Annotated in this window: 19 protein-coding genes; 14 read left to right on the top strand and 5 right to left on the bottom strand. The window is 58.5% G+C overall.

Features of this window, described 5'->3' with window-relative positions; genetic code table 11:
• Nucleotides 1-585: 585 nt before the first annotated feature.
• Nucleotides 586-1125, top strand: a complete 540-nt coding sequence (locus JUI81_RS30830; protein ID WP_204125623.1) for a hypothetical protein — start codon at nucleotides 586-588, stop codon at nucleotides 1123-1125.
• Nucleotide 1126: 1 nt separating this feature from the next.
• On the opposite strand, the gene JUI81_RS30825 is transcribed toward JUI81_RS30830, so the two are convergent.
• Nucleotides 1127-5275: a CheR family methyltransferase gene (locus JUI81_RS30825; protein ID WP_204125622.1), complete on the bottom strand. Its 4149-nt coding sequence runs from the start codon at nucleotides 5273-5275 to the stop codon at nucleotides 1127-1129.
• Between the two features lie 380 nt (nucleotides 5276-5655).
• Between JUI81_RS30825 and JUI81_RS30820 the strand changes: the two genes are divergently transcribed.
• From JUI81_RS30820 to JUI81_RS30805, 4 genes are all read left to right on the top strand, one after another.
• Nucleotides 5656-7260, top strand: coding sequence for a tetratricopeptide repeat-containing response regulator (locus tag JUI81_RS30820; RefSeq protein ID WP_019582899.1), 1605 nt, complete (start codon nucleotides 5656-5658; stop codon nucleotides 7258-7260).
• On the top strand, nucleotides 7257-7949 hold the full coding sequence (locus JUI81_RS30815; RefSeq protein WP_204125621.1) for a sensor histidine kinase KdpD: 693 nt from the start codon (nucleotides 7257-7259) through the stop codon (nucleotides 7947-7949). Before JUI81_RS30820 ends, JUI81_RS30815 begins: the two co-directional genes overlap by 4 nt.
• A gap of 221 nt (nucleotides 7950-8170) precedes the next feature.
• On the top strand, nucleotides 8171-9412 hold the full coding sequence (locus JUI81_RS30810) for a glutamine synthetase family protein (RefSeq protein ID WP_178119836.1): 1242 nt from the start codon (nucleotides 8171-8173) through the stop codon (nucleotides 9410-9412).
• A 70-nt stretch (nucleotides 9413-9482) separates the two neighbouring features.
• On the top strand, nucleotides 9483-10865 hold the full coding sequence (locus JUI81_RS30805) for an MFS transporter (protein WP_204125620.1): 1383 nt from the start codon (nucleotides 9483-9485) through the stop codon (nucleotides 10863-10865).
• 62 nt (nucleotides 10866-10927) lie between these two features.
• On the opposite strand, the gene JUI81_RS30800 is transcribed toward JUI81_RS30805, so the two are convergent.
• The 4 genes from JUI81_RS30800 to flgA all read right to left on the bottom strand — a co-directional run bounded on the left by JUI81_RS30800 (nucleotide 10928) and on the right by flgA (nucleotide 13534).
• Nucleotides 10928-11674 carry a flagellar brake protein gene (locus tag JUI81_RS30800; RefSeq protein WP_018926325.1) on the bottom strand — a complete coding sequence of 249 codons (747 nt, stop codon included), beginning with the start codon at nucleotides 11672-11674 and terminating at the stop codon, nucleotides 10928-10930.
• A gap of 88 nt (nucleotides 11675-11762) precedes the next feature.
• Nucleotides 11763-12230 (bottom strand): flagella synthesis protein FlgN, encoded by a 468-nt coding sequence (locus JUI81_RS30795; RefSeq protein ID WP_018926324.1) that lies wholly within the window; start codon nucleotides 12228-12230, stop codon nucleotides 11763-11765.
• A 48-nt stretch (nucleotides 12231-12278) separates the two neighbouring features.
• Nucleotides 12279-12605 carry a flagellar biosynthesis anti-sigma factor FlgM gene (flgM, locus tag JUI81_RS30790; protein ID WP_018926323.1) on the bottom strand — a complete coding sequence of 109 codons (327 nt, stop codon included), beginning with the start codon at nucleotides 12603-12605 and terminating at the stop codon, nucleotides 12279-12281.
• A 167-nt stretch (nucleotides 12606-12772) separates the two neighbouring features.
• Nucleotides 12773-13534 (bottom strand): flagellar basal body P-ring formation chaperone FlgA, encoded by a 762-nt coding sequence (gene flgA / locus JUI81_RS30785; RefSeq protein WP_019582904.1) that lies wholly within the window; start codon nucleotides 13532-13534, stop codon nucleotides 12773-12775.
• An 81-nt stretch (nucleotides 13535-13615) separates the two neighbouring features.
• Here flgA and JUI81_RS30780 point away from each other — a divergent pair, with 81 nt between their 5' ends.
• From JUI81_RS30780 to JUI81_RS30740, 9 genes are all read left to right on the top strand, one after another.
• Complete coding sequence (locus JUI81_RS30780; RefSeq protein WP_019582905.1) at nucleotides 13616-14548, top strand: chemotaxis protein CheV; 933 nt, start codon at nucleotides 13616-13618, stop codon at nucleotides 14546-14548.
• 46 nt (nucleotides 14549-14594) lie between these two features.
• Nucleotides 14595-15422 carry a protein-glutamate O-methyltransferase CheR gene (gene cheR, locus JUI81_RS30775; protein WP_204125619.1) on the top strand — a complete coding sequence of 276 codons (828 nt, stop codon included), beginning with the start codon at nucleotides 14595-14597 and terminating at the stop codon, nucleotides 15420-15422.
• A 361-nt stretch (nucleotides 15423-15783) separates the two neighbouring features.
• The gene (flgB, locus tag JUI81_RS30770; protein WP_007937506.1) at nucleotides 15784-16191 is read left to right on the top strand and encodes a flagellar basal body rod protein FlgB; all 408 of its coding nucleotides are present in this window, start codon (nucleotides 15784-15786) and stop codon (nucleotides 16189-16191) included.
• A 3-nt stretch (nucleotides 16192-16194) separates the two neighbouring features.
• Complete coding sequence (flgC, locus tag JUI81_RS30765; RefSeq protein ID WP_007937507.1) at nucleotides 16195-16638, top strand: flagellar basal body rod protein FlgC; 444 nt, start codon at nucleotides 16195-16197, stop codon at nucleotides 16636-16638.
• Between the two features lie 16 nt (nucleotides 16639-16654).
• Entirely contained in the window at nucleotides 16655-17377 is a 723-nt protein-coding gene (flgD, locus tag JUI81_RS30760) for a flagellar hook assembly protein FlgD (RefSeq protein ID WP_019582907.1), read from the top strand.
• Nucleotides 17378-17408: 31 nt separating this feature from the next.
• On the top strand, nucleotides 17409-18722 hold the full coding sequence (flgE, locus tag JUI81_RS30755; protein ID WP_028938893.1) for a flagellar hook protein FlgE: 1314 nt from the start codon (nucleotides 17409-17411) through the stop codon (nucleotides 18720-18722).
• Between the two features lie 231 nt (nucleotides 18723-18953).
• On the top strand, nucleotides 18954-20693 hold the full coding sequence (locus JUI81_RS30750; protein WP_204125618.1) for a type I secretion system permease/ATPase: 1740 nt from the start codon (nucleotides 18954-18956) through the stop codon (nucleotides 20691-20693).
• On the top strand, nucleotides 20693-22003 hold the full coding sequence (locus JUI81_RS30745) for an HlyD family type I secretion periplasmic adaptor subunit (protein WP_096480924.1): 1311 nt from the start codon (nucleotides 20693-20695) through the stop codon (nucleotides 22001-22003). The genes JUI81_RS30750 and JUI81_RS30745 overlap by 1 nt, the downstream gene beginning before the upstream one ends.
• 57 nt (nucleotides 22004-22060) lie before the next feature.
• Nucleotides 22061-22569: calcium-binding protein (locus JUI81_RS30740; RefSeq protein WP_275406308.1), on the top strand; the 509-nt coding region annotated here is incomplete at its 3' end.

Below are 22569 nucleotides of genomic sequence, written 5' to 3'. Positions count from 1 at the left end.
CAGAGGGGTGCTGGTCTCGCGGGGGTGAAGAAACTCGCCGTACTTGAGGAGCGAATCGCAGGAGCGGTCGGGCGAACGTGGGCCCAAGCCTGAGGCTGCGCTGCGCGTGGCGCGCAGTATCCTGAGAGCACCCATAGGGAAGGGACTCCTGAAGTAATGGCTGGATGAGGCCGTATTTTGGTACAGCACTGATTCAGGGATACGGCCTTTCCTGATATCAGTTTGATAGGTGTTTAGTTGTGGGGTCAGGCTTTGTAAAGGTGTTAAGCGCAGGTAACAGTACGATGTGCCAATATTCCGACAAGTGGATGTTTTGGTGTCAATATTATGTCGATTTGTTTTTGGCGAAGTGCCCGTCGGTACTCAATAGTGGTGTGCCTAAAATGAGCTGAAACCCTTATGCAGCAAGGGCTGGCTGCGTAATTCCAGTGCAAGGACACTCTAGAGTTGCAGCGTCTGCGGTTAAAAGAGCCCGTCAGAGCATTCCTCTGGCGTTTTTTTTTCTTGCTCGAACCACCTGACGACTTACGTGGAAAGTCAGTCATTGCTGTGTATTACTTCTGACTCCACTCAAGGAGCCAAGCAATGCGACACAGAGGTGCACAGTTCTGGTTATGGACCGACCCCCGATTACCTCACCACATCCATGAAGAAGTGCTCGGTGACGGGACGCAAGTGGAAGTGCGGGCACGACTGAGTCGTGAGGGGATCACCCAGGTGTTCATCGGTGTTTACGATAACTATGGGATCATGCTGTGTGAGGAGTTTCACGACAGGGGTAGTGATGAGACTTACTGCGCGGCGTTGAAGTGGGGCGCGCTGCGAGCGGGGGAGATTGTAGCGGGCACGCAGGCGTTCGTTGCACCTCATCGGGTGCAACTGACGCTAGGCACGGTCATCACCGATGAGTCGGTACTGGCGCTGCGGCGGATGGAAATGAACGAACGTGAGCGTTTCAAGCTCAGCTGCGAAGATGCGTGGTCGGAATACCTGGCCGCCAAAGCGGCCATGCTCAACCTCATGCGCGCGCCCAAAGTCGATCCCAGGGTCTGGGCGGACCACAAGGAGCGACTGAAGCAGGCGATTGACCGGCGCGTCTGTGTACAACGCGCCTATTTACGCTGAGCTATTCAGAACCTGATGCCCGGTGCTGTCGCAGGGTCTCGATGGTCGCGATCAGGTCATCGTAGGACACCGGTTTTCCAATGTACTGGTCAAAGCCCGATTGACGAGCCTTTTTAATATCGCTGATAGCGCCATAGCCAGTCAGGGCAATGGCCGGCACATCCTTGATGTGCGGCAACTGACGTAATGCTTGCATCAGTTCATGGCCGTTCATGACCGGCATGCCCAAATCCGAAATGATCAGGTCGAAGTGGCTGTTGGTTGCCGCGTCCAGAGCATCCCATGGACGATCGAAGGCAACAACTTCGGCGTCCTCCATTTCCAGCAGCATTTTCAGGGTTTCCAATACCTCGGCAGAGTCGTCGACCAGCAGAATCGTCAGGCCGCTCAGTTTTCCTGATACCTCGTCGGTTGGCGTTGTGGTTTGGGTTTTACCTTCACTACTGGCCAGCGGCAAATAGACAGTGAAGGTACAGCCTTCCCCAGCCCCCGGCGAACTCACTTCAACCGTGCCATGTTGGGCCTCGGTCAATTGGCGCACCAGTGACAAACCGATGCCCAGCCCTTCGCGCTGGTGGTTGGCGTGCTGTGTTTCAGCCTGGCCAAACAGGTCGAATACGTGTTCGAGGTTCTCGACCGCGATGCCGGTGCCATTGTCCTTGACTTCCAGCCGCGCCATGTCCCCAGCCTGGCTGGCGATCAATTGCACGCGGCCGTCGGGCGGGGTGAATTTCAGTGCGTTGTTCACCAGGTTCCAGATGATCTGCTCCAGGCGCGTCGGATCGGCGCGCACCATCAGCGGCTCCGAAGGTACATGCAGCTCGACGGTGGTGCTGTGCTGGTCATTGAGGACGACGGTGTAAATATCGCGCAGCACACTGGCCAGATCCACGGCGATCGGTTTGAGCTTGAGCTTGCCGGTGCGCACGCGTGCGACATCCAGCAGGTCGTCGATGATCCGCGCCTGGCTGCTGACAGCATCGCAGATGGTGTTGACGGCTTTGGCGGCCGGCGCCACCGACTTGGTCACCGGCAAGCGCCGCAACAGTTCGGCGTTGAGCTGAATCAGGTTCAGAGGATGCTTGAGTTCGTGGGACATGACCGCGAAGAACTCATCCTTGAGGTAATTGGTGTTCAGCGTCTCGGCCAGTTGTTGGCTCTGCTCTTCATGCTGGCGTTTGTGGCCGGTCAGATCCCGGGCGATTTTCACGTAGCCGTGAAGGTTGTCACCGTTGAGCTGGGTCACCTCGCCGCTGCAATAGAAACGGCTGCCATCCTTGCGTAGATGCCAGCGTTCATCTTCGGAACGGCCATGGGTGCGAGCCCCCAGCAGTTCGGTTTCAGGCACGCCGGAGGCGCGGTCTTCGGCGGAAAAAATGAAGTCGTAGTAAGCGCCTTCGGCCTCGGTCTTGCTGTAACCGAAGATCAGCTCGGCGCCTTTGTTCCAGGTGGTGATCACGCCTTGTTCATCAAGGGTGATAATCGCGTAGTCGCGGGTGCTTTCGGCCACCAGACGCATGCGTTCTTCGCCCAGGCGAAGTTCTTCTTCGGCCGCGCGGCGTTTGGTGATGTCAATGAACGTCAGCACGGTGCCGTCGATACGGTCTTCGCTGGAGCGATAGGGCAGCAGGCGGGCGATGTACCAGTGCTTGTCGGTGCTGCTGACTTCACGTTCGATCATGTTCAATGATTCGAACACCGATGCCGCGTCACTCGCCAGGTTGTCGTAGTGCAGGCGATGCGTGATGTCGAGCAGGGAGCGGCCGGTATCCACCGGCAACATACTGAAAATATCGGTGGCACGCGGAGTGAACCACTTGATCCGCATGCTGCGGTCGACAAACACCGTGGCAATGTCGGTGGAGGCGATCAGGTTGGTCAGGTAGTCGTTGATCTTGTCGGTTTCTTCGACTTTGGTTTTCAGCTCGTAGTTGACCGTCAGCAGCTCTTCGTTGATCGATTGCAGCTCTTCCTTGCTGGTTTCCAGCTCTTCGGTGGCCGAGCGCAGTTCTTCGTTGATCGCCTGCATTTCTTCGTTGGAAGCTTTCAGTTCTTCACTGGAAATTTCCGATTGTTCAATGGTGTCCTGCAAGTGCAGTTTGGTGCGTTGCAGTTCACGCTCAAGATTGGACAGCACCTGGCTTTCGGTTTGCAGCAGGGGCGTGGCCGTCGCTTGCACAGGATCGACTTCGACTTCCTCGAAAATCACCAGGATGAACTCGCCATCCGACTCGTCATCCTTGTAAGGCTGCGCCTCCAGACTGACCTTGTAACGCCGCTCTTCGCGCTTGATCGGCACCTCGCGTGATTTCACGGCCAGGCCGCTCTGCTGGACCTGGAACAGCGTGGTGCGGATTTCCAGGCGCAGTTCCGGAAGGATCAGCGTCAGCAGGTTGCGTGACAGCTCACCGCCCACATGTCGAAGGAAATGCCCGGCACTTTCGCTCATGTGCAGGATATCGGCGTTGGTATCGACGATCATGCTCGGTGGGGCGTAGCGTTCGAGGGCGCGCTGGTGGATGTCGGCGAACGACAGTTTGCGCTGCACGACGTTTTGCGGCGCCTGCCGGGAAATATTGGAGCGCACATAACCACCGCGCGGCACGGTCGGCGTACGTCGGCTACTGGCGGTGCCGGTTTTAGCACGGAAGATCCGGTTGCGTTTGTCCACCGGCGTAAACAGCTCATGACAAGCGTCTGCGCTTTCGGAAGACCCCAGGAACAGAAAACCGCCGGGGCGCAAGGCGAAGTGGAACATCTGCAGGATTTCGCGTTGTACTTCGCGATCCAGATAGATCAACAGGTTCCGGCACACGATCAGATCGATTTGCGAGAAGGGTGGGTCGGACAGCAGGCTGTGCTTGGCGAACAGCACCTTCTCGCGGATTTCCTTGCGAATCCGATAGTGCTCATCTTCCTTGATGAAGTAGTGCCGCAGCCGCGTCGGCGGTACATCCGTCACGATGGCTTGCGGGTACAGACCGGCCCGGCCAAAGCTGATGGCGCGCTCGTCGATGTCGGTGGCGAAAATTTGCAACGAGGCCTTGCTGTCCTCCAGTTGCAGCTGATCGTTCACCAGCATCGCCAGGCTGTAGGCTTCTTCGCCGGTGGAGCAGCCAGCCGACCAGATCCGGATTTCTTCTTTCTCAGGCTGGGCCGACACCGCGGCACCGACCAGCTGCGGCACGATATCGCGCTCCAGCGCTTCGAAGGCTTCGCGATCGCGGAAGAAGTTGGTCACGCCGATCAGCATGTCTGCCAGCAACGCTTTGGTTTCTTCGGGATTGCTTAGCAGGTAGCGGTAATAAGCTCCCAGGTCTGGCTGGGCCGTGACCTGCATCCGGCGTTCGATCCGCCGCAATACTGTCGCGCGTTTATAGTGCTTGAAGTCATGACCGGTGCCGGTGCGCAACAGGATCAGGATGTCGTGCAGCATTTGTTCGGCGAGTGCTGCGTCACGCTCGGACACCGAGGCGAAGGATTGCAGTTCCGGATCGTTGGCGGCAGGCAAGCTGATTTCCCGGGAGTTGTGCCACAGGTCCAGCAGCTTTTGCGGCATTTCTACTACGGGCAACACCAGATCGACCATGCCGGTCTCGATGGCCGCCCGGGGCATACCGTCGAATTCGGCGTCTTCCGGCACCTGGGCCAGAGTAATGCCGCCCTGTTCCTTGATGCGTGACAGGCCGACCGCGCCGTCGGAACCGCTGCCCGAAAGCACCAGGCAGAAGGCGCGCTCGCGGTGCACCTGAGCCAGATCGCGGAAGAACAGATCGATCGAGGCGTGGCGCCCCAGTTGTGGGTCGTTTTCAACAACCTCAAGGTTATTGCCATTCATCAGCAGTCGCCGCGCCGGCGGGATGACATAGACCCGGTTTTTCTCTATCGGTACGGTTTCGGTGACCTGCAGAACCGGCATCCGGGTCGATTCCTGGATGATCTTGTCTGCGACGCTTTGGTGGTCGGGTGACAGGTGCAAAATGATCACAAATGCCATGCCGTTGTCTTGAGGCATGTTCTCGAAAAACAGCTTGATAGATTGCAGCCCGCCCGCCGACGCGCCAATACCCACCACCGGAAAGTCCAGGGTGCTGGGGGTCAGGGCCTTTCGCTCGAGAGCCATGGCCGAGTGCTTGGGGGTGGTGGTCATTTCCTGGCCTTTACCGGCGATTTAGAACGTATTGAGTTCAAGCGGACAATAATTAGCGTGCTCCAATAAATCAGGATAATCCCGTTTTTCAATAACGCCTTCAAATATTTAGCGCGTCCATGTGCAGCCGTATGATCTTTTGGCAGTAAAACGAGCGATTGCACCTCCGTTGCTTCAAGGGAACGCGACTACTTGCCGATAACGCGACAAGCCGTTGTGATTTCATCGCTGGCGGCCGGTAAAGCTCATCACGTGATTGTGCGAAATTGCTTGATGGCCAATGGCCTCTCGCTATCATCTGCGCGCCCGAAAGGCCGCGAAGCTGAACTCGCAGCCATTGCCTTTAGGTTGTTCTTCCTTAAATTGCCTGGAAATCTTCGATGCTGTCGTATCACCAAAAAAGCTTTTTGATCGTCGATGATTTCTCGGATTTCCGCAGTTCCGTCAGGTCCATGCTGCGGGAGCTGGGGGTCAAGGATGTCGATACCGCCGATACCGGTGAGCAGGCGCTGCGCATGTGCTCGCAGAAGTCCTACGACTTCATCCTGCAGGATTTCCACCTGGGCGATGGCAAGAAAAACGGTCAGCAGGTGCTCGAAGACCTGATGATCGAGAAGCTGATCAGCCATGAAAGTGTGTTTGTCATGGTCACCGCCGAAACCAGCCAGGCCATGGTGCTTAGCGCGCTGGAGCATGAGCCCGACGCTTACCTGACCAAACCGTTCAACCGCTCCGGCCTGGCTCAGCGCCTGGAGCGACTGGAACAGCGCAAGACCTTGCTCAAACCGATCCTGCAAGCGCTTGACCGGGGCAAACCGGTTGAAGTGCTCAATGCCTGCATCGCCCTGTGCAAACAGGACATTCGTTATTCGCCGCTGTGCCTGCGTTACCGCGCCGATGCGTTGCGCGACTTGAACCAGAACGAAGCGCTGGAGCGTCTTTACGACAGCATCATTGCGGATCGGCCTTTGCCCTGGGCGTTTGCCGGATTGGGCCAATTGCTGTTTAAGCGTGGGCAGGTCAGCCAGGCCAAGGGCATTTACGAAAAAGCCTTGAAAGTCTTCCCGATGATGCCGGCCCTCTACGATGGCATGGCCGATGTGCTGGTCGCCGAAGGCGACACCAAAGCGGCGCAGAAAGTGTTGGAAGAGGCAATTCGCCTGTCGCCGCTGGCGGTGCGCCGGCAAGCGTTGCTGGGCAAGTTGGCAATGGCCAACGAAGATTTCGACACTGCCTCCAAAGCCTATCGCCAGGCCGTGAACCAAGGGGCGCAGTCACGTTTCAAGGATGCGGAAAGCAACCTCGGCCTGGCCCATGCCTTGATCAGCAAAGGTGCGGAAAAGGGCCTGGACACGCGGACCCGCCTGGAAATCAACACGACGCTGAGTGCCGTGGCGAAGGAGAATCCTTCCGACCCAGGCCTGCAGATTCGTGCGCGTCTGATGAAGGCCACCAGCCTGCTGCTCAACGATGCCGAGACCGCCGAGAAGCTCACCGAGCAAGCGATGATGCGCCTCGATGGCATGGAACAGTTCATGAGCGCCGAAGCGGCGCTGCTGGTGGCCAAGCAGTTGCAAATGCTGGGGCAGGCGAGTGCCGGTGCTTCGATGTTGAAAAACTGTGCGGAAATCTACGGCGACGATCCGACCGTGATGAAGGGTATCGCCAAGCTGACCGACGACCCGACCATCCTCAACTCGGGCAACGCCGCCGCCGACCTCAACCGTCAGGGCGTGCGGGTGTACAAGACCGGCAATCTGGTGGAAGCCCGGGAAGTGTTCCGCAAAGCCCTGGCGCTGCAACCGAAGAACATCAGTATTGCCCTGAACATGGCGCAGTCGCTGCTGCATGGCACCGACACCAGCGTGCCGTCGGCTGAGCTGGAAGAGTGCCGGGCCTGCCTGAAAACGGTCGGCCTGATGCCCGATACCGATGCGCGTTATCCGCGCTACCAGAAACTGAAAATCAAGGCGTTCGGCGAATGATCGACAGCGAACCGTCACTCGACTTCTCCACGGTGATTGCCTCCACCGTGCACGACATGAAGAACTCTCTGGCGATGCTGATGCAGGCCCACAGTCAATGGCTGGCGCGCTTGCCTGATCCCGAGCGGCAGACCCCGGAGCAGGGCGTCATCGACTTCGAGTTCGCCCACCTCAATGGCATGCTGGTGCAGTTGCTGGGGCTGTACAAGCTGGGCGTCAACCAGATGCCGTTGCAGCCGGCCTACCATGAGCTGGATGACTTCATTGAGGCGCAACTGGCGGCTCATCAAGAAGTGTTCGCCAGCCGCGGCATTATCGCGACCTATGAAGTGGACCCGTTGAGCCCGCTGGGTTTCTTCGATCGGGAGCTGATTGCCTCGGTGCTCGCCAACAGCATCAACAACGCCATCCGTTACGCCCGGCATGCCTTGTTGATCAGCGTCAGCGATGAGGCCGGGCAACTGGTGCTGACCATCAACGACGATGGCGAGGGTTATCCACCCGAGATGATCGAGCGTCAGGCCGACTATGTGCAGGGCATCAACCACAGCAGTGGCAGTACCGGCCTGGGCCTGTACTTCGCCGGGCGGATTGCCGCCTTGCACCAGCGCAATGGCGTGGGCGGACGCACCGAAATCAGTAACGGCGGGCCATTGGGTGGCGGCGTGTTCAGCCTCTATCTCCCCTGAACGACACGTTCCTCACAGGATTGCGCCTTTTTGTTTGACGCTGCTTGATATTCTGAACAGCTGGAGCCTATTTTGTACGGGTCGCCGTTCGCGGCTCGTATAACAACAAGGATTGCGTCATGACAACCGATGGCCATCGTTCACTCGCGCAGCGATTGACGGGCATTGATGAGATTGAATGTATTACGCCGGACCTGAACGGCGTACCCCGCGGCAAGGTGATGACCGCCGAAGGATTTCTTGAGGGGCGGCGTTTGCAGATGGCGCGGGGAGTGCTGCTGCAATGCATCATGGGCGGCTATCCGCCGGCGCATTTTTACGGCAGCGATGATGGTGACCTGGCGCTGGTGCCTGATCCGGCGCAGATTCACCGCTTGCCTTGGAGTTCGCACCCTCGGGCACTGGCCATATGCGATGCGCAGGAACTGACTGGCGAGAGCTCGCACCTGTCGACTCGCGGCCAACTCAAGGCGGTGATCGCTCGCTACGCCGCCCTCGGTTTGGCGCCAGTCGTGGCGACCGAGCTGGAATTCTTTGTGTTCGCGCCCAACCCTGACCCGACGCAACCCTTCCAGCCGCCAGTGGGCCTGGACGGTCGTCGCGAGGACGGTCATTCGGCATTCAGCATCAGTTCCAATAACGGCTTGCGGCCGTTCTTCACTGAAGTCTACGCAGGCATGGCGGCGCTGGGCTTACCCCGCGATACCTTCATGCACGAGATGGGCGTCAGCCAGTTCGAGATCAACCTGCTGCATGGCGATCCGCTGCTGCTGGCCGACCAGACCTTGCTGTTCAAGCATCTGCTCAAGGAAGTCGCGCTCAAGCATGGCCTGACCGTGGTCTGCATGGCCAAGCCGTTGGCTCACACGCCGGGCAGTTCGATGCATATTCACCAGAGCGTCGTCGAGATCGGCACCGGGCGTAACGTGTTCAGCGACGAGGCTGGCGAGCCGACCGCGACCTTCCGTCATTTCATCGGTGGCCAACAGGCCGGCCTGGCGGATTTCACCGCGCTGTTTGCGCCGAACGTGAACTCTTATCAGCGCCTGTGCCATCCTTTTGCATCGCCCAATAATGCCTGCTGGTCCCACGACAACCGCGCGGCCGGCCTGCGCATTCCAGCCAGTTCACCGGTCGCTCGTCGGGTCGAAAACCGCTTGCCGGGGGCTGATGCCAACCCGTATCTGGCGATCGCCGCGAGCCTGGCGTCGGGGCTGTATGGCATCGAAAACAAACTGGAACCGAGCGAAGCGGCCCGGGGCGAGTTCGTGGTGCCGGATAATCTTGCGTTGCCGTGTACCTTGCATGCCGCACTTGAACGTCTGAAACGTAGCCAATTGGCGAAGGAACTGTTCGGCAAGGAGTTCATCGAAGGCTACATCGCTTCGAAGACCCTGGAGTTGACCAGCTTCCTCGATGAAATTACTCCCTGGGAACGGCGTGTTCTAGCAGCCCAGGCCTGACGACCTGTCGCCATCGGGCTATCGTTGTCGATAGCCCGATACTCACTGCAAGGAGCCGCTCGGAACGCCAATGCGCCAAATCCTGAAATCCTTTCGAGGACTTTATTTCGCCTCGCTGATGATGTTGATCGGCTCGGGCCTGTTGAGTACTTACCTGGCCCTGCGCCTGGCGGCCGATAAGGTCGACAGCCTGTGGGTCGGCGCATTGATGGCGGCCAACTATTTCGGCCTGGTGCTGGGCGGCAAGATCGGCCATCGGCTGATTGCCCGGGTCGGGCATATTCGAGCTTATTCAGCCTGCGCCGGGATCGTCGGCGCGGCGGTGCTGGGCCATGGCCTGGTCGATTGGCTGCCCGCGTGGCTGTTCCTGCGGGTGATTGTTGGCCTGGGCATGATGTGCCAGTACATGGTGATCGAAAGCTGGCTCAATGAGCAGGCAGAAGCCAAGCAGCGTGGCGTGGTGTTCAGCGGCTACATGATCGCTTCGTACCTGGGGCTGGTGTTGGGGCAGCTGATTTTGGTCATGCACCCGGGCCTGGGCCTGGAACTGCTGATGCTGGTCGCACTGTGTTTTGCCCTGTGTCTGGTGCCGGTGGCCCTGACCCGGCGGATTCACCCGGCACCTTTGCACCCGGCGCCGATGGAGCCGCGCTTCTTCATCAAACGCGTGCCGCAGTCACTGAGCACGGTGTTGGGGGCGGGATTGATCGTCGGTTCGTTCTACGGCCTGGCGCCTCTGTATGCCTCCCAGCAAGGATTGTCCACCGAGCAGGTCGGTCTGTTCATGGGCACCTGCATTTTTGCAGGCCTGGTGGTGCAGTGGCCGTTGGGATGGCTATCGGATCGTTATGACCGGGCGGTATTGATCCGCAGTTTTGCGTTTAGCCTGGCACTGGCAGCATTGCCGCTGGCGATCATGCCGCAGGTGCAACTGGAGGTGCTGTTCATCGCCGGGTTCCTCTGCTCGTTGGTGCAGTTCTGTCTGTACCCGCTGGCGGTGGCGTTCTCCAACGACCACGTCGAGGGTGATCGCCGGGTGTCGCTGACGGCCATGTTGCTGGTGACCTACGGTGTCGGCGCGAGTGTCGGACCGTTGGTGGCAGGGGTATTGATGAAGTTGTTCGGCAGCCAGATGCTTTATGCCTTTTTCAGTTTTTTTGCCTTGGTGCTGGTGTGGCGAATCCGCCCGAAAGCAGTCACCAATCTGCATCAGGTGGACGATGCTCCGCTGCATCACGTGGCCATGCCGGACAGCATGACGAGTTCGCCACTGGTGGCTTGCCTTGACCCGCGCGTCGATGAGCAGGTGGTGCAGGATCAGATGCAGAATCCGGTCAACCCGGAGGCTGATGTCAATCCGGATACCGAGCCCGAACCAGAACCAGAACCAGTTTCGGATACAGAAGACCCGGACGCAGGTCGCGAGCAAAGTTTTACCGAAGCGCGGCCGTGATCAAGGCATAAAAAACGGGCAGTCACCGTAAGGGACTGCCCGTTTTTTATTGGCGGGGCGTATCAGAAATCGTCTTTATCGAAGCGCCGCGCTTCACGTTGCAGCTGATAGACGAACCGCTCGACTTGCCGTTGTACCAGGCCGCTCATGTTGTGAAAACGCACGCCGGCGAAGGTAGTGTTGATCTTTTCTTCAAAGTGCAGGTAACGCAGTTCGACCGGTGCCGTCATGCTGCCAAAGGGCAGGGCGGCGATGAAGCGGTCGTAGACCTGGCCCAATTGCAGCTTGGCGGTAATGTCGCCTTCGAAGCGCAACTTGCAGCCGGTGGCGGAGATGTCCAACAGTTTGCCGCCGAGGGGCGACTTGAGTTTCTCACCGCCCAGCTCGACATTGACCAGTTGTGCCAGCTTCAATGCAGCGCGGAAAGCATTGCGGCGCTGGTGGTAAACCACCTCATCGGGCAGCGTGCCACGGTAGCAGCGGCCATCGCCGGACTCGTCGATAGTCAGCGGGCCATTGCTTTCCCAGGCGATGCGCACGCCGTCGTGGAAGCCTTCGACCTTGAACGGTTCGCCGGCCAGCAGAAAGCGTTCGCCGTCGCGCGGGATCATTTCGTCCAGGGCGATCATCTTGCTGTCACGGTCGACGTCCACCAGATAACTCTGGAAGCGCTGGCTGCGCTCGTGAAACGTGATGATCAGCGGGTCATGGCTGTCTTGCAGCTGACGCAGGTTGCCGGAGATTTCCAGGGGCGTGGTGAGCACCTTGGGTGGCTGCGGAGCATCTTCCGCGCTTAAGGCATTGGACACGAGGTATCAATCTCCAGACAAATATGACTACTGGCCGGCATTCTGCCAGCATGTTTCGCGTCTTGATAGGGCGTGCTCATTGAAAGGCTTAAGCCTGACTGAGCGGGCGTGGCTTGGCGAGCTTGGAGGTTGATCCGCGGGCATCGTAGAGCGCTGGCGGCTCGCCGCCGGTGAGGATTTTCAGCTGGTTGGCCGTGGCGGCCTGCTGCACCAGAATCGACTGGCCATTATTGGCATTGGCGGCCTGGCACTGGGCCAGGAGGTCGGTCAGCACGTCGCTCTGTCCCAGCAACCGTTCGCCAATGCTCGACTGGCTGGCGAGTTGCTCCAGGCCCTGGCGGTTGGTTGGCAGGTTGAGGCTGGCGAGGATTTCACTGCGCTTGCGGCCATGCTGTTCGAGCAGAATGATCAATGCCTGTTTATGCGCCAGAATTTCTTCGAGCAGTGGCATGTCGCGACCGTGCAAGGCGAGGGACTCGGTTTGCAGTAGCTCCAGCAGCTGTTGCGCCGGGGCAAAGTCGTCGATGATCAGTTGCAGTAAATGAGTGTCGTGCATGGCTGGCCTTGGGTTTTAAGCGTCCAAAAGCCTGGCGCGGGCCGTGGCCTAGCGCTGGGCTTCGAAGTTGAGCAGTTTGCTGGCTACACGGTTGCTGTCGACTTTATAGCTGCCATCGGCAATCGCTGCTTTCAACTCGGCCACGCGGGCGTTGTCGACGGCAGGCTGATCGCGCAGCTTGTCAGTGACCTTCTGCAACTGTTGAGCCTCATTGCTGAGGTGTACCGATTCCCCGCTTTTGGTGGTACTGGCCTGTTCGGCCGGGGTATTCAGCGGCGTGGATTGGCCGGCTTCGGCGGTTTCCTTAGCGGTGCTGGTACGCGTACTGCCCGTAAGTGACGAGGAGCTGTTTAAACGACTGAAATCGATGACCATGACAAAAAACCTCTGGATATTTGGACGCTTGCCATGTTTTCGGCGATTCCCCGAAAAACTTTAGGCCCATTTATCAATGAGCTTGCATGCGCCAGCGCATGCCCTGCATGCGGCACAGTTTAGGCAACCGCCAGGCGGTGCGCCATCACTTCACAAACACAGAGCCCTTACATGGCCACTTCCACCTGGCCGGGCGCGGTGACTTGCGCCTTGATGACCCGCTGGGAGTTAAGGTTCTTCACGCGAATCTGTTCGCTCAGGCCGCCGTTGGACAGCGCTTCACCCGGCATGCGCACACTGAGCGTACCACTGCGGGCGGTAATCACCACCTGGTCGCCCTTGCGAACCACTTCCGCCTGTTCGAGATGCACCAGCGTAATGATCTGATCGGCGACCATTGGTCGGGTAAGTTTTTGCCCGATCGCCTGATCGACGGAAGTCAGAAACCCTTGGTTTATCAGGCTGATATCACGCTCGCGCAGGGTTACGTCCTGAGGTTCGATAATCCCTGTGCGCTTGAGCGGACGAGTGGTCGTCACAATGTCGCGAAACAGCTTCACTTGAGCGGGCACGAAGACCGTCCAGGGCGAGGCGCCATCGCAGCGAACCTTGACCGTGACCCGTCCCAGAGGCCTTGCCGGGCTCTCGAGGGTGGCTGTCAATTCCTTGTCGCACATAGGCATGCGCAGGCGCGGATCGAGCTGGTTGACCTGGATTTCGTAGCGACCTTGCGTTTGACTGGTGGCCAGATAGTCCTCTACGGTGAATTCAAGAAAGCCCTGGGTGACGCCGATAAGCATGTCAGGCAAGGTAACCGTATCAGCAAGGGCAGGGCTGCCAGCGTTGAACAGGCAAGCGGCCGACATCGCGCAGAGCAATCTGCGGCAGGTTGATGTCAGGTGTCGGAAAAATGTCGGTTCTGTGTTCATAAGAGTTAAAAAGCAAGCGCCGTGCCGTTTCGTGATGAATGTGCGTCGCAACACACTTAGCGTTGGTGTAGGAGTCTGGGCATGGCTGGTGTAATGGATTCGGTGAACCAGCGCACGCAACTGGTAGGGCAGAATCGCCTTGAGCTGTTGTTGTTCCGTCTCGACGGCCAGCAGCTGTATGGGATCAACGTGTTCAAGGTTCGCGAGGTGCTGCAATGCCCCAAGCTGACCCTGATGCCCAAGTCCAGTCCTGTCGTGTGCGGTGTGGCGAATATTCGGGGGGCAACCATTCCGATCCTGGATCTGGCGATGGCGACCGGTGCCGGTCGGTTGCTGGACCAGAGCAATCCCTTCGTGATCATCACGGAGTACAACACCAAGACCCAGGGTTTCCTGGTTCGGTCGGTGGAGCGCATCGTCAACATGAACTGGGAGGAGATTCATCCGCCACCCAAGGGCACGGGGCGCGATCACTACCTGACGGCTGTGACTCGGGTCGACAACCAGTTAGTCGAAATCATCGACGTCGAGAAGGTGCTGGCGGAAGTGGCGCCGACGCCGGAAGCGATTTCGGTGGGCGTGGTTGATGTTGAAACCCAGCACAAGGCGCTCTCTTTGCGCGTATTGACGGTCGACGACTCGTCGGTGGCGCGCAAGCAGGTGACCCGTTGCCTGCAAACGATCGGTGTCGAAGTGGTGGCGTTGAACGACGGTCGGCAAGCGCTGGATTACCTGCGCAAGCTGGTCGACGAGGGCAAGAAGCCGGAAGAAGAGTTCCTGATGATGATCTCCGACATCGAGATGCCGGAGATGGACGGGTACACCCTGACGGCCGAGATCCGCAGCGACCCGCGCATGCAAAAGCTCCATATCATCCTGCATACTTCGTTGTCGGGTGTGTTCAATCAGGCGATGGTCAAGAAGGTCGGTGCCGATGACTTCCTGGCCAAGTTCCGTCCTGATGACCTGGCATCCCGGGTAGTCGACCGGATCAAAGCAGCAGATAACAGCTAGAGGCCTTCTGCCCCTGGCGGTCAACACGATTTAAGAGGCGGTATCTTTGTCTACGGGTAATTTGGATTTCGAACAGTTCCGGGTATTCCTGGAAAAAGCCTGTGGCATTTTGCTCGGTGAAAACAAGCAATATCTGGTCTCGAGCCGTCTCAACAAACTGATGGAACAGCAGGGCATCAAATCGTTGGGTGAGCTGGTTCAGCGCATCCAGACCCAGCCGCGCAGCGGTTTGCGCGAGACGGTGGTGGATGCCATGACCACCAACGAAACCCTGTGGTTTCGTGACACCTATCCGTTTGAAGTCTTGAAGAACAAGGTATTGCCTGAAGCGATCAAGGCCAGCCCCGGTCAGCGCCTGCGGATCTGGTCGGCGGCGTGTTCGTCGGGTCAGGAACCGTATTCGCTGTCGATGTCCATCGATGAGTTCGAACGGGTCAACATGGGCCAGTTGAAGATGGGCGTGCAGATCGTTGCCACCGACCTGTCCGGCAGCATGCTGACCAACTGCAAGACCGGTGAATACGACAGCCTGGCCATCGGTCGCGGTCTGTCGCCCGAGCGCCTTCAGCGTTACTTCGACCCCAAGGGGCCGGGGCGCTGGGCCATCAAGGCACCAATCAAGAGTCGGGTGGAGTTTCGCTCGTTCAACTTGCTGGACAGCTACGCGAGCCTGGGCAAGTTCGACATCGTGTTCTGCCGCAACGTGCTGATCTACTTCTCCGCCGAGGTGAAGAAAGACATCCTGTTGCGCATTCACAGCACGCTCAAGCCGGGCGGTTATCTGTTCCTTGGCGCGTCCGAAGCGCTGAACGGTTTGCCGGACCATTACCAGATGGTCCAGTGCAGCCCGGGGATCATTTACAAGGCGAAGTGATTCGTTGACGGCATAAAAAAAACGGGAGTCCTCAGGGACTCCCGTTTTTTTTGCCTGCTTGTTTCTCATAGGCACCCCAATACCTGTAGGCGCGAGGCTTGCCCGCGAAAGCGTTGGGGCGGTCAATGATGATTGTTGTCTGACACACCGTTTTCGCGGGCAAGCCTCGCTCCTACAGTTGATCGGTGTTGCCCTGGGAAAGCGGCAGAAAAGCGGCAGGCGGCGGAAATCGGTTGCCGCTTTTCTGGCATTGCCGCCTCACCACTGCCCGCAAAGCCCCGGTTTACGGGGTTTTTTGAATTGGCACGCCGCTTGCTATGTTCACGTTACGAAAAATCAGGTCACCCGAAGGTTTCCCGACATGAGCATCAGCTTCGATAAAGCGCTCGGTATCCACGAACAAGCCCTGGGCTTCCGCGCTCAGCGTGCCGAAGTCCTGGCCAACAACATCGCCAACGCCGACACCCCGAACTACAAGGCTCGGGATCTGGACTTCTCGAAAGTGCTCGCCGAGCAGAACGAGAAAACCAAAAACGGCAAGTTCGCCTTGAGCATGACCAACAGCCGTCACATCGAAGCTGAAGGCCTGGGCAATGGCGACGAGTCGCTGATGTATCGCACGCCGATGCAACCGTCGATCGACCAGAACACCGTGGACGCCCAACTGGAACAGTCGAACTACGCGGAAAACGCGGTCAACTTCCAGGCCAGCTTCACCCTGCTCAACAGTAAATTCAAAGGGCTGGTGTCAGCCCTGCGCGGAGAGTAATTCATGTCCCTGTCCAGTGTTTTCAACATTGCCGGTAGCGGCATGAGTGCCCAGACCACTCGCCTGAACACCGTTGCCAGTAACATCGCCAACGCCGAGACCGTTTCGTCGAGCATCGACCAGACCTACCGCGCCCGTCACCCGGTGTTCGCCACCATGTTCCAGGGCGGCCAGAGCGGCGGCAGCGATTCGCTGTTCCAGAACCAGGACGCGGCCGGTCAAGGCGTGCAAGTGCTGGGCGTGGTCGAAGACCAGAGCAACCTTGAAGCGCGCTACGAGCCGAACCATCCGGCCGCTGATGCCAAGGGCTACGTCTACTACCCGAACGTCAACGTCGTCGAAGAAATGGCCGACATGATTTCCGCAAGCCGTTCGTTCCAGACCAACGCAGAAATGATGAACACCGCCAAAACCATGATGCAGAAGGTCCTGACCCTCGGTCAGTGATAAGGGGCGACTTTCGATGAGTGTTACCGATACCACCAGCGGCGTAAGCATCAAGGATGTCCTGGCCAACTCTTCGGTCAAGACCACGACCACCAGTGATGGTCTTTCCGCGGCGACCAGCAGTGCCACCGGCAGCAAGGCATTGGGCAAGGATGCGTTCCTGCAACTGCTGGTCACCCAGCTGAAAAACCAGAACCCGCTCGATCCTCAGGACAACAGCGCGTTCGTAGCCCAGTTGGCGCAGTTCAGTAGTCTGGAAGGCATCACCACGCTGAACGACACCGTCAGCGGTATTGCCGGCAACTACAACTCCTCGCAAGCCTTGCAGGCTTCTTCGCTGGTGGGCCGCTCGGTCATCGCGCAGACCGACAAAGCGGTGGTTGATACCTCCAAGAGCCTCAACGGTACCGTCGTGGTGCCGACATCGGTTTCCGCAGCCACCGTCAAGATCACCAACTCGGCAGGCACGGTCATCCGCACCCTCGACCTGGGCAGTCAAAGCGCCGGCAATGCCAGCTTCATTTGGGACGGCAAGGATAGTTCGGGAGCGGTGGCACCGGCGGGTACTTACACCTTCGGCGCCACGACCACCATCGATGGCACGAACACCTCACTGATTACTTACCTGCCGGCAACGGTCAACAGCGTGACCATCAGCCAGACCGGCGGTGAGTTGATGCTGAACCTGGCAGGCCTGGGCAGCGTTGCCCTGTCCAAAGTGCAAACCATTGGTCTATAGAGCCGACTAACACGGCACAAAGGAGTGGAATATGTCTTTCAATATCGGCCTTAGCGGTCTCTATGCAGCCAACAAACAACTGGACGTGACCGGCAACAACATCGCCAACGTCGCGACCACCGGTTTCAAATCGTCCCGTGCAGAATTCGAAGACGTGTACTCGGCCACTCGCCTGGGTACCGGCAGCAAAACCATCGGCAACGGCGTACGCCTGGCCAACGTTTCCCAGCAGTTCAGCCAGGGTGATGTGAACAACACCGGCAACGTGCTGGACATGGGTATTCAGGGCAACGGCTTCTTCATCCTCAGCGACAACGGTTCCCTGAGCTACACCCGTGCCGGTGCGTTCAAGACCGACGCTCAAAACTTTGTGGTCGATAACAACGGCAACCGACTGCAGGGTTATGGCGTCGATGCCAACGGCAAGATTGTCAACGGTGTATTGACTGACTTGAAGATCGATACGTCGAGCCTGAAGCCGAATCCGACGACCCGAATTGATCAAACCCTTAACCTCAACTCGTCGGAATTATCGCCGACCGTGGCTACGTTCAGCCCTACGGATACCAACAGCTATAACAAGACCATTTCCACCAAGGTCTATGACAGCCAGGGCAACGAACACACCATGGATCAGTACTACGTGAAGACGGGTACTAACACCTGGAAAATGTATACCTACATGGATGGCCGTACTCCATCCGATCCGGCTAACAACACACTGACTCCGCTGACTGCCGACATCGTTTTCAACTCGGACGGCACGGTCAAGACCCTGACCGGCAGTACCGGTTTTGCTAACGTCGGTGGCACGCTGACCATGACGGGATGGAAACCTGGGGCAATCACAAACGCCAATACAACACCTGTTACCTGGGGCTTGAACGGGGCTGATGCTGCGGCCGCCGGTATTGCGGTGTCCATGACTAAGGTCTCTTCCTATAACTCGCCAACCGCCCGTACAGCCCAATACCAGGACGGCTACGCCACCGGCCAGATCTCCAGCCTGACTATTGACGCCAGCGGTGTTATGACCGCCAACTTCAGCAACCAGCAAACCAAGGCTATCGGCCAGGTGGCGGTGGCCAGCTTCGCCAACGAGCAAGGCTTGCAGCCAATTGGCGGTACGCGCTGGAAAGAAACCTTCGCCTCCGGTGTGGCCGGTGTCGATGCGCCGAAGACCGGTACCCTGGGTTCAGTCGTGTCCAACTCGCTCGAAGAGTCCAACGTCAACCTGACCAACGAACTGGTTGATTTGATCAAGGCGCAAAGCAACTACCAGGCGAACGCGAAGACCATCTCCACCCAGAGCACCATCATGCAGACCATCATTCAGATGACCTGATGTGATTCGATAGCTCTAAAAAACCGATGCCGCAAGGCGTCGGTTTTTTTATGCCCGATAGAAAAGCGGTTGAGCAGGTTTCTACCGTTCGTCGGGTCTGTCTGGTGCGGAACTTGCACTCTCGGCGAGCGCGGGTCGATACGCGTCAAGTTTCTTTCGGCCTGCGTCATAAAGCCAGAACACGCGTTCGGCGACATGGAAGCCATGCAAAACCCTAGGGATGGAACACCAGTGAAAAGTCATAAAGCCGTCAGTGCGCCTGTCGTGGCGCTGCAACTGAAATCGGTATTGCGTCAGGGTTTGATCGGCGCGGCAGTGTTTTCTGGGGTGATCAATATTCTGGCGCTGATCGGCCCGGTGTTCATGCTGGAAGTCTATGACCGGGTCATTCCCAGCCAAAGCATACCGACGCTGGTCGCCCTGGGGCTGCTGGTGCTTGGTGTCTACGCGTTGTCCGGTCTGTTGGACATCGTACGTTCCCGGGTCATGATCCGAATCGCTTCGTCCCTCGATCTGGCGTTATCGTCCAGAGTCTTCAGCGTCATTTCCGGCGCCTCGTTGAAAACGCCGATTACCGGGGATGCCTTGAAACCGGCGCAAGAGCTGGATCAGATCCGTGGCTTCATCGGTGGGCCAGGGTTAGTGGCTTTCTTCGATTTGCCGTGGATGCCGGTCTATCTGGCCGTCTGCTTCTATATCCACCCGTCGTTCGGCTGGTTGACCACTGCGCTGGTGATTGTCCTGATCGCCTTGACGATCATGACCGACCGACAAACCCGCAAGTTGATGCAGGCCTCGGCCGAAGCGTTGAACAAACGCAATCATCACGGCCAACAGTCCCACCAGAACGCCGAAGCGCTGGCAGCCATGGGCATGGTCGACAATGCGTCGACCATTTGGCAAAACCACCACAGCACGTACACGACCTTGCAGAGACGCTCGGTGGACATTGGCAGTTTTTTTGGTGGTATCTCGAAAAACCTGCGTCTGGCCGTGCAGTCGGGATCGCTGGCCCTTGGTGCTTATCTGGTGATCAAAGGTGATCTGAGCGGCGGCACGATGGTCGCCGCTTCAATCATCGTCGCCCGTACGCTGGCGCCTGCCGAGCAAGTCATTGCCACCTGGCGCAGCTTGCTGGGCGCGCACATCGCCTGGAAGAAACTGCTGGAAGTCTTCAGCCTGTTTCCCGATCAGCAGAGCAAGACTGAACTGCCGGCGGCTCATCGTAATTTGCAGGTGGAAGGGGTTTTCGCCGCGCCTCCTGGTGGCCAGCGGCTGACGCTGCAAAACGTCAATTTCACCGTGGCGGCTGGCATGGCTGTCGGCGTGGTGGGGCCGAGTGCCTCGGGCAAGTCTTCATTAGCCCGCGTTCTGGTGAATGCCTGGCGCCCCGCGCGCGGACATGTGCGGCTCGATGGCGCGCCCCTCGATCTGTTGACGGACCAGGCTCGAGGTAAGCTGATTGGTTACCTTCCACAAAGCGTGGGCCTGTTCACCGGCACTGTCGCCCAGAACATCGCACGGCTGGACCCATCGGCAGCGGACAGTGCGATTGTTGCCGCCGCCCAACTGGCGGGTGTTCACGAGTTGATTCTGCAATTACCCCAGGGCTACGAAACCCAGGTCGGTGAGGGCGGCGTCAATCTGTCCGCCGGCCAGCGGCAACGCGTTGCCCTGGCACGAGCGTTGTTCGGCGACCCATTTCTGGTGGTGCTCGACGAGCCCAATTCCAATCTCGATGCCGAAGGCGAGCATGCGCTGGCCAAGGCGATCCTGGCGGTCAAGGCGCGGGGCGGCATTGTTGTGGTCATCGCCCATCGCACCAACATCCTGTCAGTGATCGATCAGGTGCTGATTCTGGAAAACGGCGTCCAGGTTGCCTTCGGGTCTAAAGAATCCGTGCTGAGAAAACCCGCGCCACCGGCCTCCCGGCCCACAACCAATGTCGTGGAAATGGGAGTATCCAACTGATGCATAACGATCAAGAAAGTACCTTGAGCCATTCGCTGTCCCGCCACTTGCGCCTGGGTGTGATCTCGCTGGTGGTATTGCTCGGCGGCGGTCTGACCTGGGCGATCTGCACCAACCTGTCCGGTGCGGTGATTGCCACCGGCACCCTCGCAGTGGAAGGCAGCGTCAAAAAGATCCAGCACCCCACCGGCGGTGTAGTCGCCGAGTTACTGGTCAAGGAAGGCCAGCAGGTAGCGGCGGGAGATGTCTTGCTGCGCCTCGATGCCACCTTGCAAGCGGCCAGTCAGGCCATCGTGAGCAAGTCGTTGAATCAAGCGTGGGCACGCCAGGCGCGCCTGGAAGCCGAACGCGACAATGTCAGTGAAGTGGCAGTGCCGAAAGAACTGCTCGCACGCATGAGTACCGATCAGGCGCGCGTGGTCATGGCCAGCGAACAGCAATTGTTCCTGGACCGGCGTGCGTCCCGCGAAGGCCAGAAGAAGCAACTGCGCGAACGGGTCCAGCAACTCAACGAAACCATCGTCGGCCACGACATCCAGCAGAAAACCAAGTCCGAAGAAATCGAACTGATCGACAAGGAATATCAAGCGGTCAAAAAGCTCTTCGACAAAGGCCTGATGACTCTGGATCGGGTTAATGCCCTGGCCCGTGGCATCGCCCGGCTGCGCGGTGAACGCGGACAGCTGATGGCCTCCATTGCAGAAGCGCGGGGCAAGATCGCCGAAACCGAGCTGCAGCGGCTTCAAGTCGATCAGACCTTTCGCAGTGAAGTCTCAGAGGAATTGCGCGACTTGCTCGCACGCCAGGGCGAGCTGATCGAGCGTGAAATCAGCGCCAATGATCAGCTCAAGCGAATCGACATCACCTCGCCCATTGCCGGGCGGGTACAGCAATTGGCCGTGCACACCGTGGGCGGGGTGATTTCCCCGGCTGAAGGCTTGATGCAGATCGTGCCGGCTGATGATGAGTTGTTGGTGGAGGCGAAGATCAGTGCGCAGGACATTGATCAGGTGTCTCTCGGTCAGGACGCCACGTTGCGCCTGAGTGCTTTCAATCGCAGCACCACTCCCGAGTTGAGCGGCACCGTGGTTCGCCTCTCGGCGGATCTGATTCAGGACGAACGCACGGGTGTTGGCTTCTACCGCGCGGGCATCAGAATTCCTCAGAGCGAACTGACAAAGCTTCAAGGGCTGGCCCTGGTGCCGGGCATGCCGGTGGAGTCGATGATCAAGACCGGCTCCAGAAGTGTCATTTCTTATTTGCTCAAACCAATCAGTGATCACGCTCAGCGGGCATTCCGGGAAGGGTGATGCTCAGCTGAAGTGTTGTGTTGGCTACCGATTTATCAAAACGGCAAGGAAGAAAAAATGGCAGTGATTAATGGAACATCGGGTACGGATACTCTGATAGGTACTTCGGTGGCTGATGAGCTCTATGGGTTCGCAGGTAATGACTCGCTGGATGGCGGGGCAGGAAATGATTTGCTGGATGGTGGTGCGGGTGCCGATGTGTTGAATGGCGGTGCGGGTACTGACACTGTTTCCTATGTGAACTCGACGTCCGCAGTTAACGTGGATTTGCTCACTGGAAAGGGCACCGGCGGTGATGCCCAAGGCGATACCTACCTAGGTATCGAGCGGGTAGTGGGCTCGGCGTTCAACGACACGCTGACTGGCTACAACCCGATCCATATCCTGGAAGGTGGCGCCGGCAACGATGTGTACGTCATCAGCAACCAGGGCGCGACGGTGGTCGAGCAGGCCGGCGGCGGTGACGACGAAATGCGCACCCAGCTCAACACGCAAGTGCTGGCCGATAACGTCGAGCGTCTGACCTTTGTCGGCACCGGTAACTTCACCGGTACCGGCAATGCTGG

The organism is Pseudomonas sp. 008, assembly GCF_016861935.1.
In the GTDB taxonomy this organism is placed as follows: Bacteria; Pseudomonadota; Gammaproteobacteria; order Pseudomonadales; family Pseudomonadaceae; genus Aquipseudomonas.
This window is presented reverse-complemented; position numbering and strand designations above follow the sequence as displayed.

Excerpts from the sequence above, each read along its gene's own strand:
- JUI81_RS30830 (WP_204125623.1), top strand. The coding sequence starts at position 586 with ATGCGACACAGAGGTGCACAGTTCTGGTTATGGACCGACCCCCGATTA.
- JUI81_RS30825 (WP_204125622.1), bottom strand. The coding sequence starts at position 5,275 with ATGACCACCACCCCCAAGCACTCGGCCATGGCTCTCGAGCGAAAGGCC.
- JUI81_RS30820 (WP_019582899.1), top strand. The coding sequence starts at position 5,656 with ATGCTGTCGTATCACCAAAAAAGCTTTTTGATCGTCGATGATTTCTCG.
- JUI81_RS30815 (WP_204125621.1), top strand. The coding sequence starts at position 7,257 with ATGATCGACAGCGAACCGTCACTCGACTTCTCCACGGTGATTGCCTCC.
- JUI81_RS30810 (WP_178119836.1), top strand. The coding sequence starts at position 8,171 with ATGACCGCCGAAGGATTTCTTGAGGGGCGGCGTTTGCAGATGGCGCGG.
- JUI81_RS30805 (WP_204125620.1), top strand. The coding sequence starts at position 9,483 with ATGCGCCAAATCCTGAAATCCTTTCGAGGACTTTATTTCGCCTCGCTG.
- JUI81_RS30795 (WP_018926324.1), bottom strand. The coding sequence starts at position 12,230 with ATGCACGACACTCATTTACTGCAACTGATCATCGACGACTTTGCCCCG.
- flgM (WP_018926323.1), bottom strand. The coding sequence starts at position 12,605 with ATGGTCATCGATTTCAGTCGTTTAAACAGCTCCTCGTCACTTACGGGC.
- flgA (WP_019582904.1), bottom strand. The coding sequence starts at position 13,534 with ATGAACACAGAACCGACATTTTTCCGACACCTGACATCAACCTGCCGC.
- JUI81_RS30780 (WP_019582905.1), top strand. The coding sequence starts at position 13,616 with ATGGCTGGTGTAATGGATTCGGTGAACCAGCGCACGCAACTGGTAGGG.
- flgB (WP_007937506.1), top strand. The coding sequence starts at position 15,784 with ATGAGCATCAGCTTCGATAAAGCGCTCGGTATCCACGAACAAGCCCTG.
- flgC (WP_007937507.1), top strand. The coding sequence starts at position 16,195 with ATGTCCCTGTCCAGTGTTTTCAACATTGCCGGTAGCGGCATGAGTGCC.
- flgD (WP_019582907.1), top strand. The coding sequence starts at position 16,655 with ATGAGTGTTACCGATACCACCAGCGGCGTAAGCATCAAGGATGTCCTG.
- flgE (WP_028938893.1), top strand. The coding sequence starts at position 17,409 with ATGTCTTTCAATATCGGCCTTAGCGGTCTCTATGCAGCCAACAAACAA.
- JUI81_RS30745 (WP_096480924.1), top strand. The coding sequence starts at position 20,693 with ATGCATAACGATCAAGAAAGTACCTTGAGCCATTCGCTGTCCCGCCAC.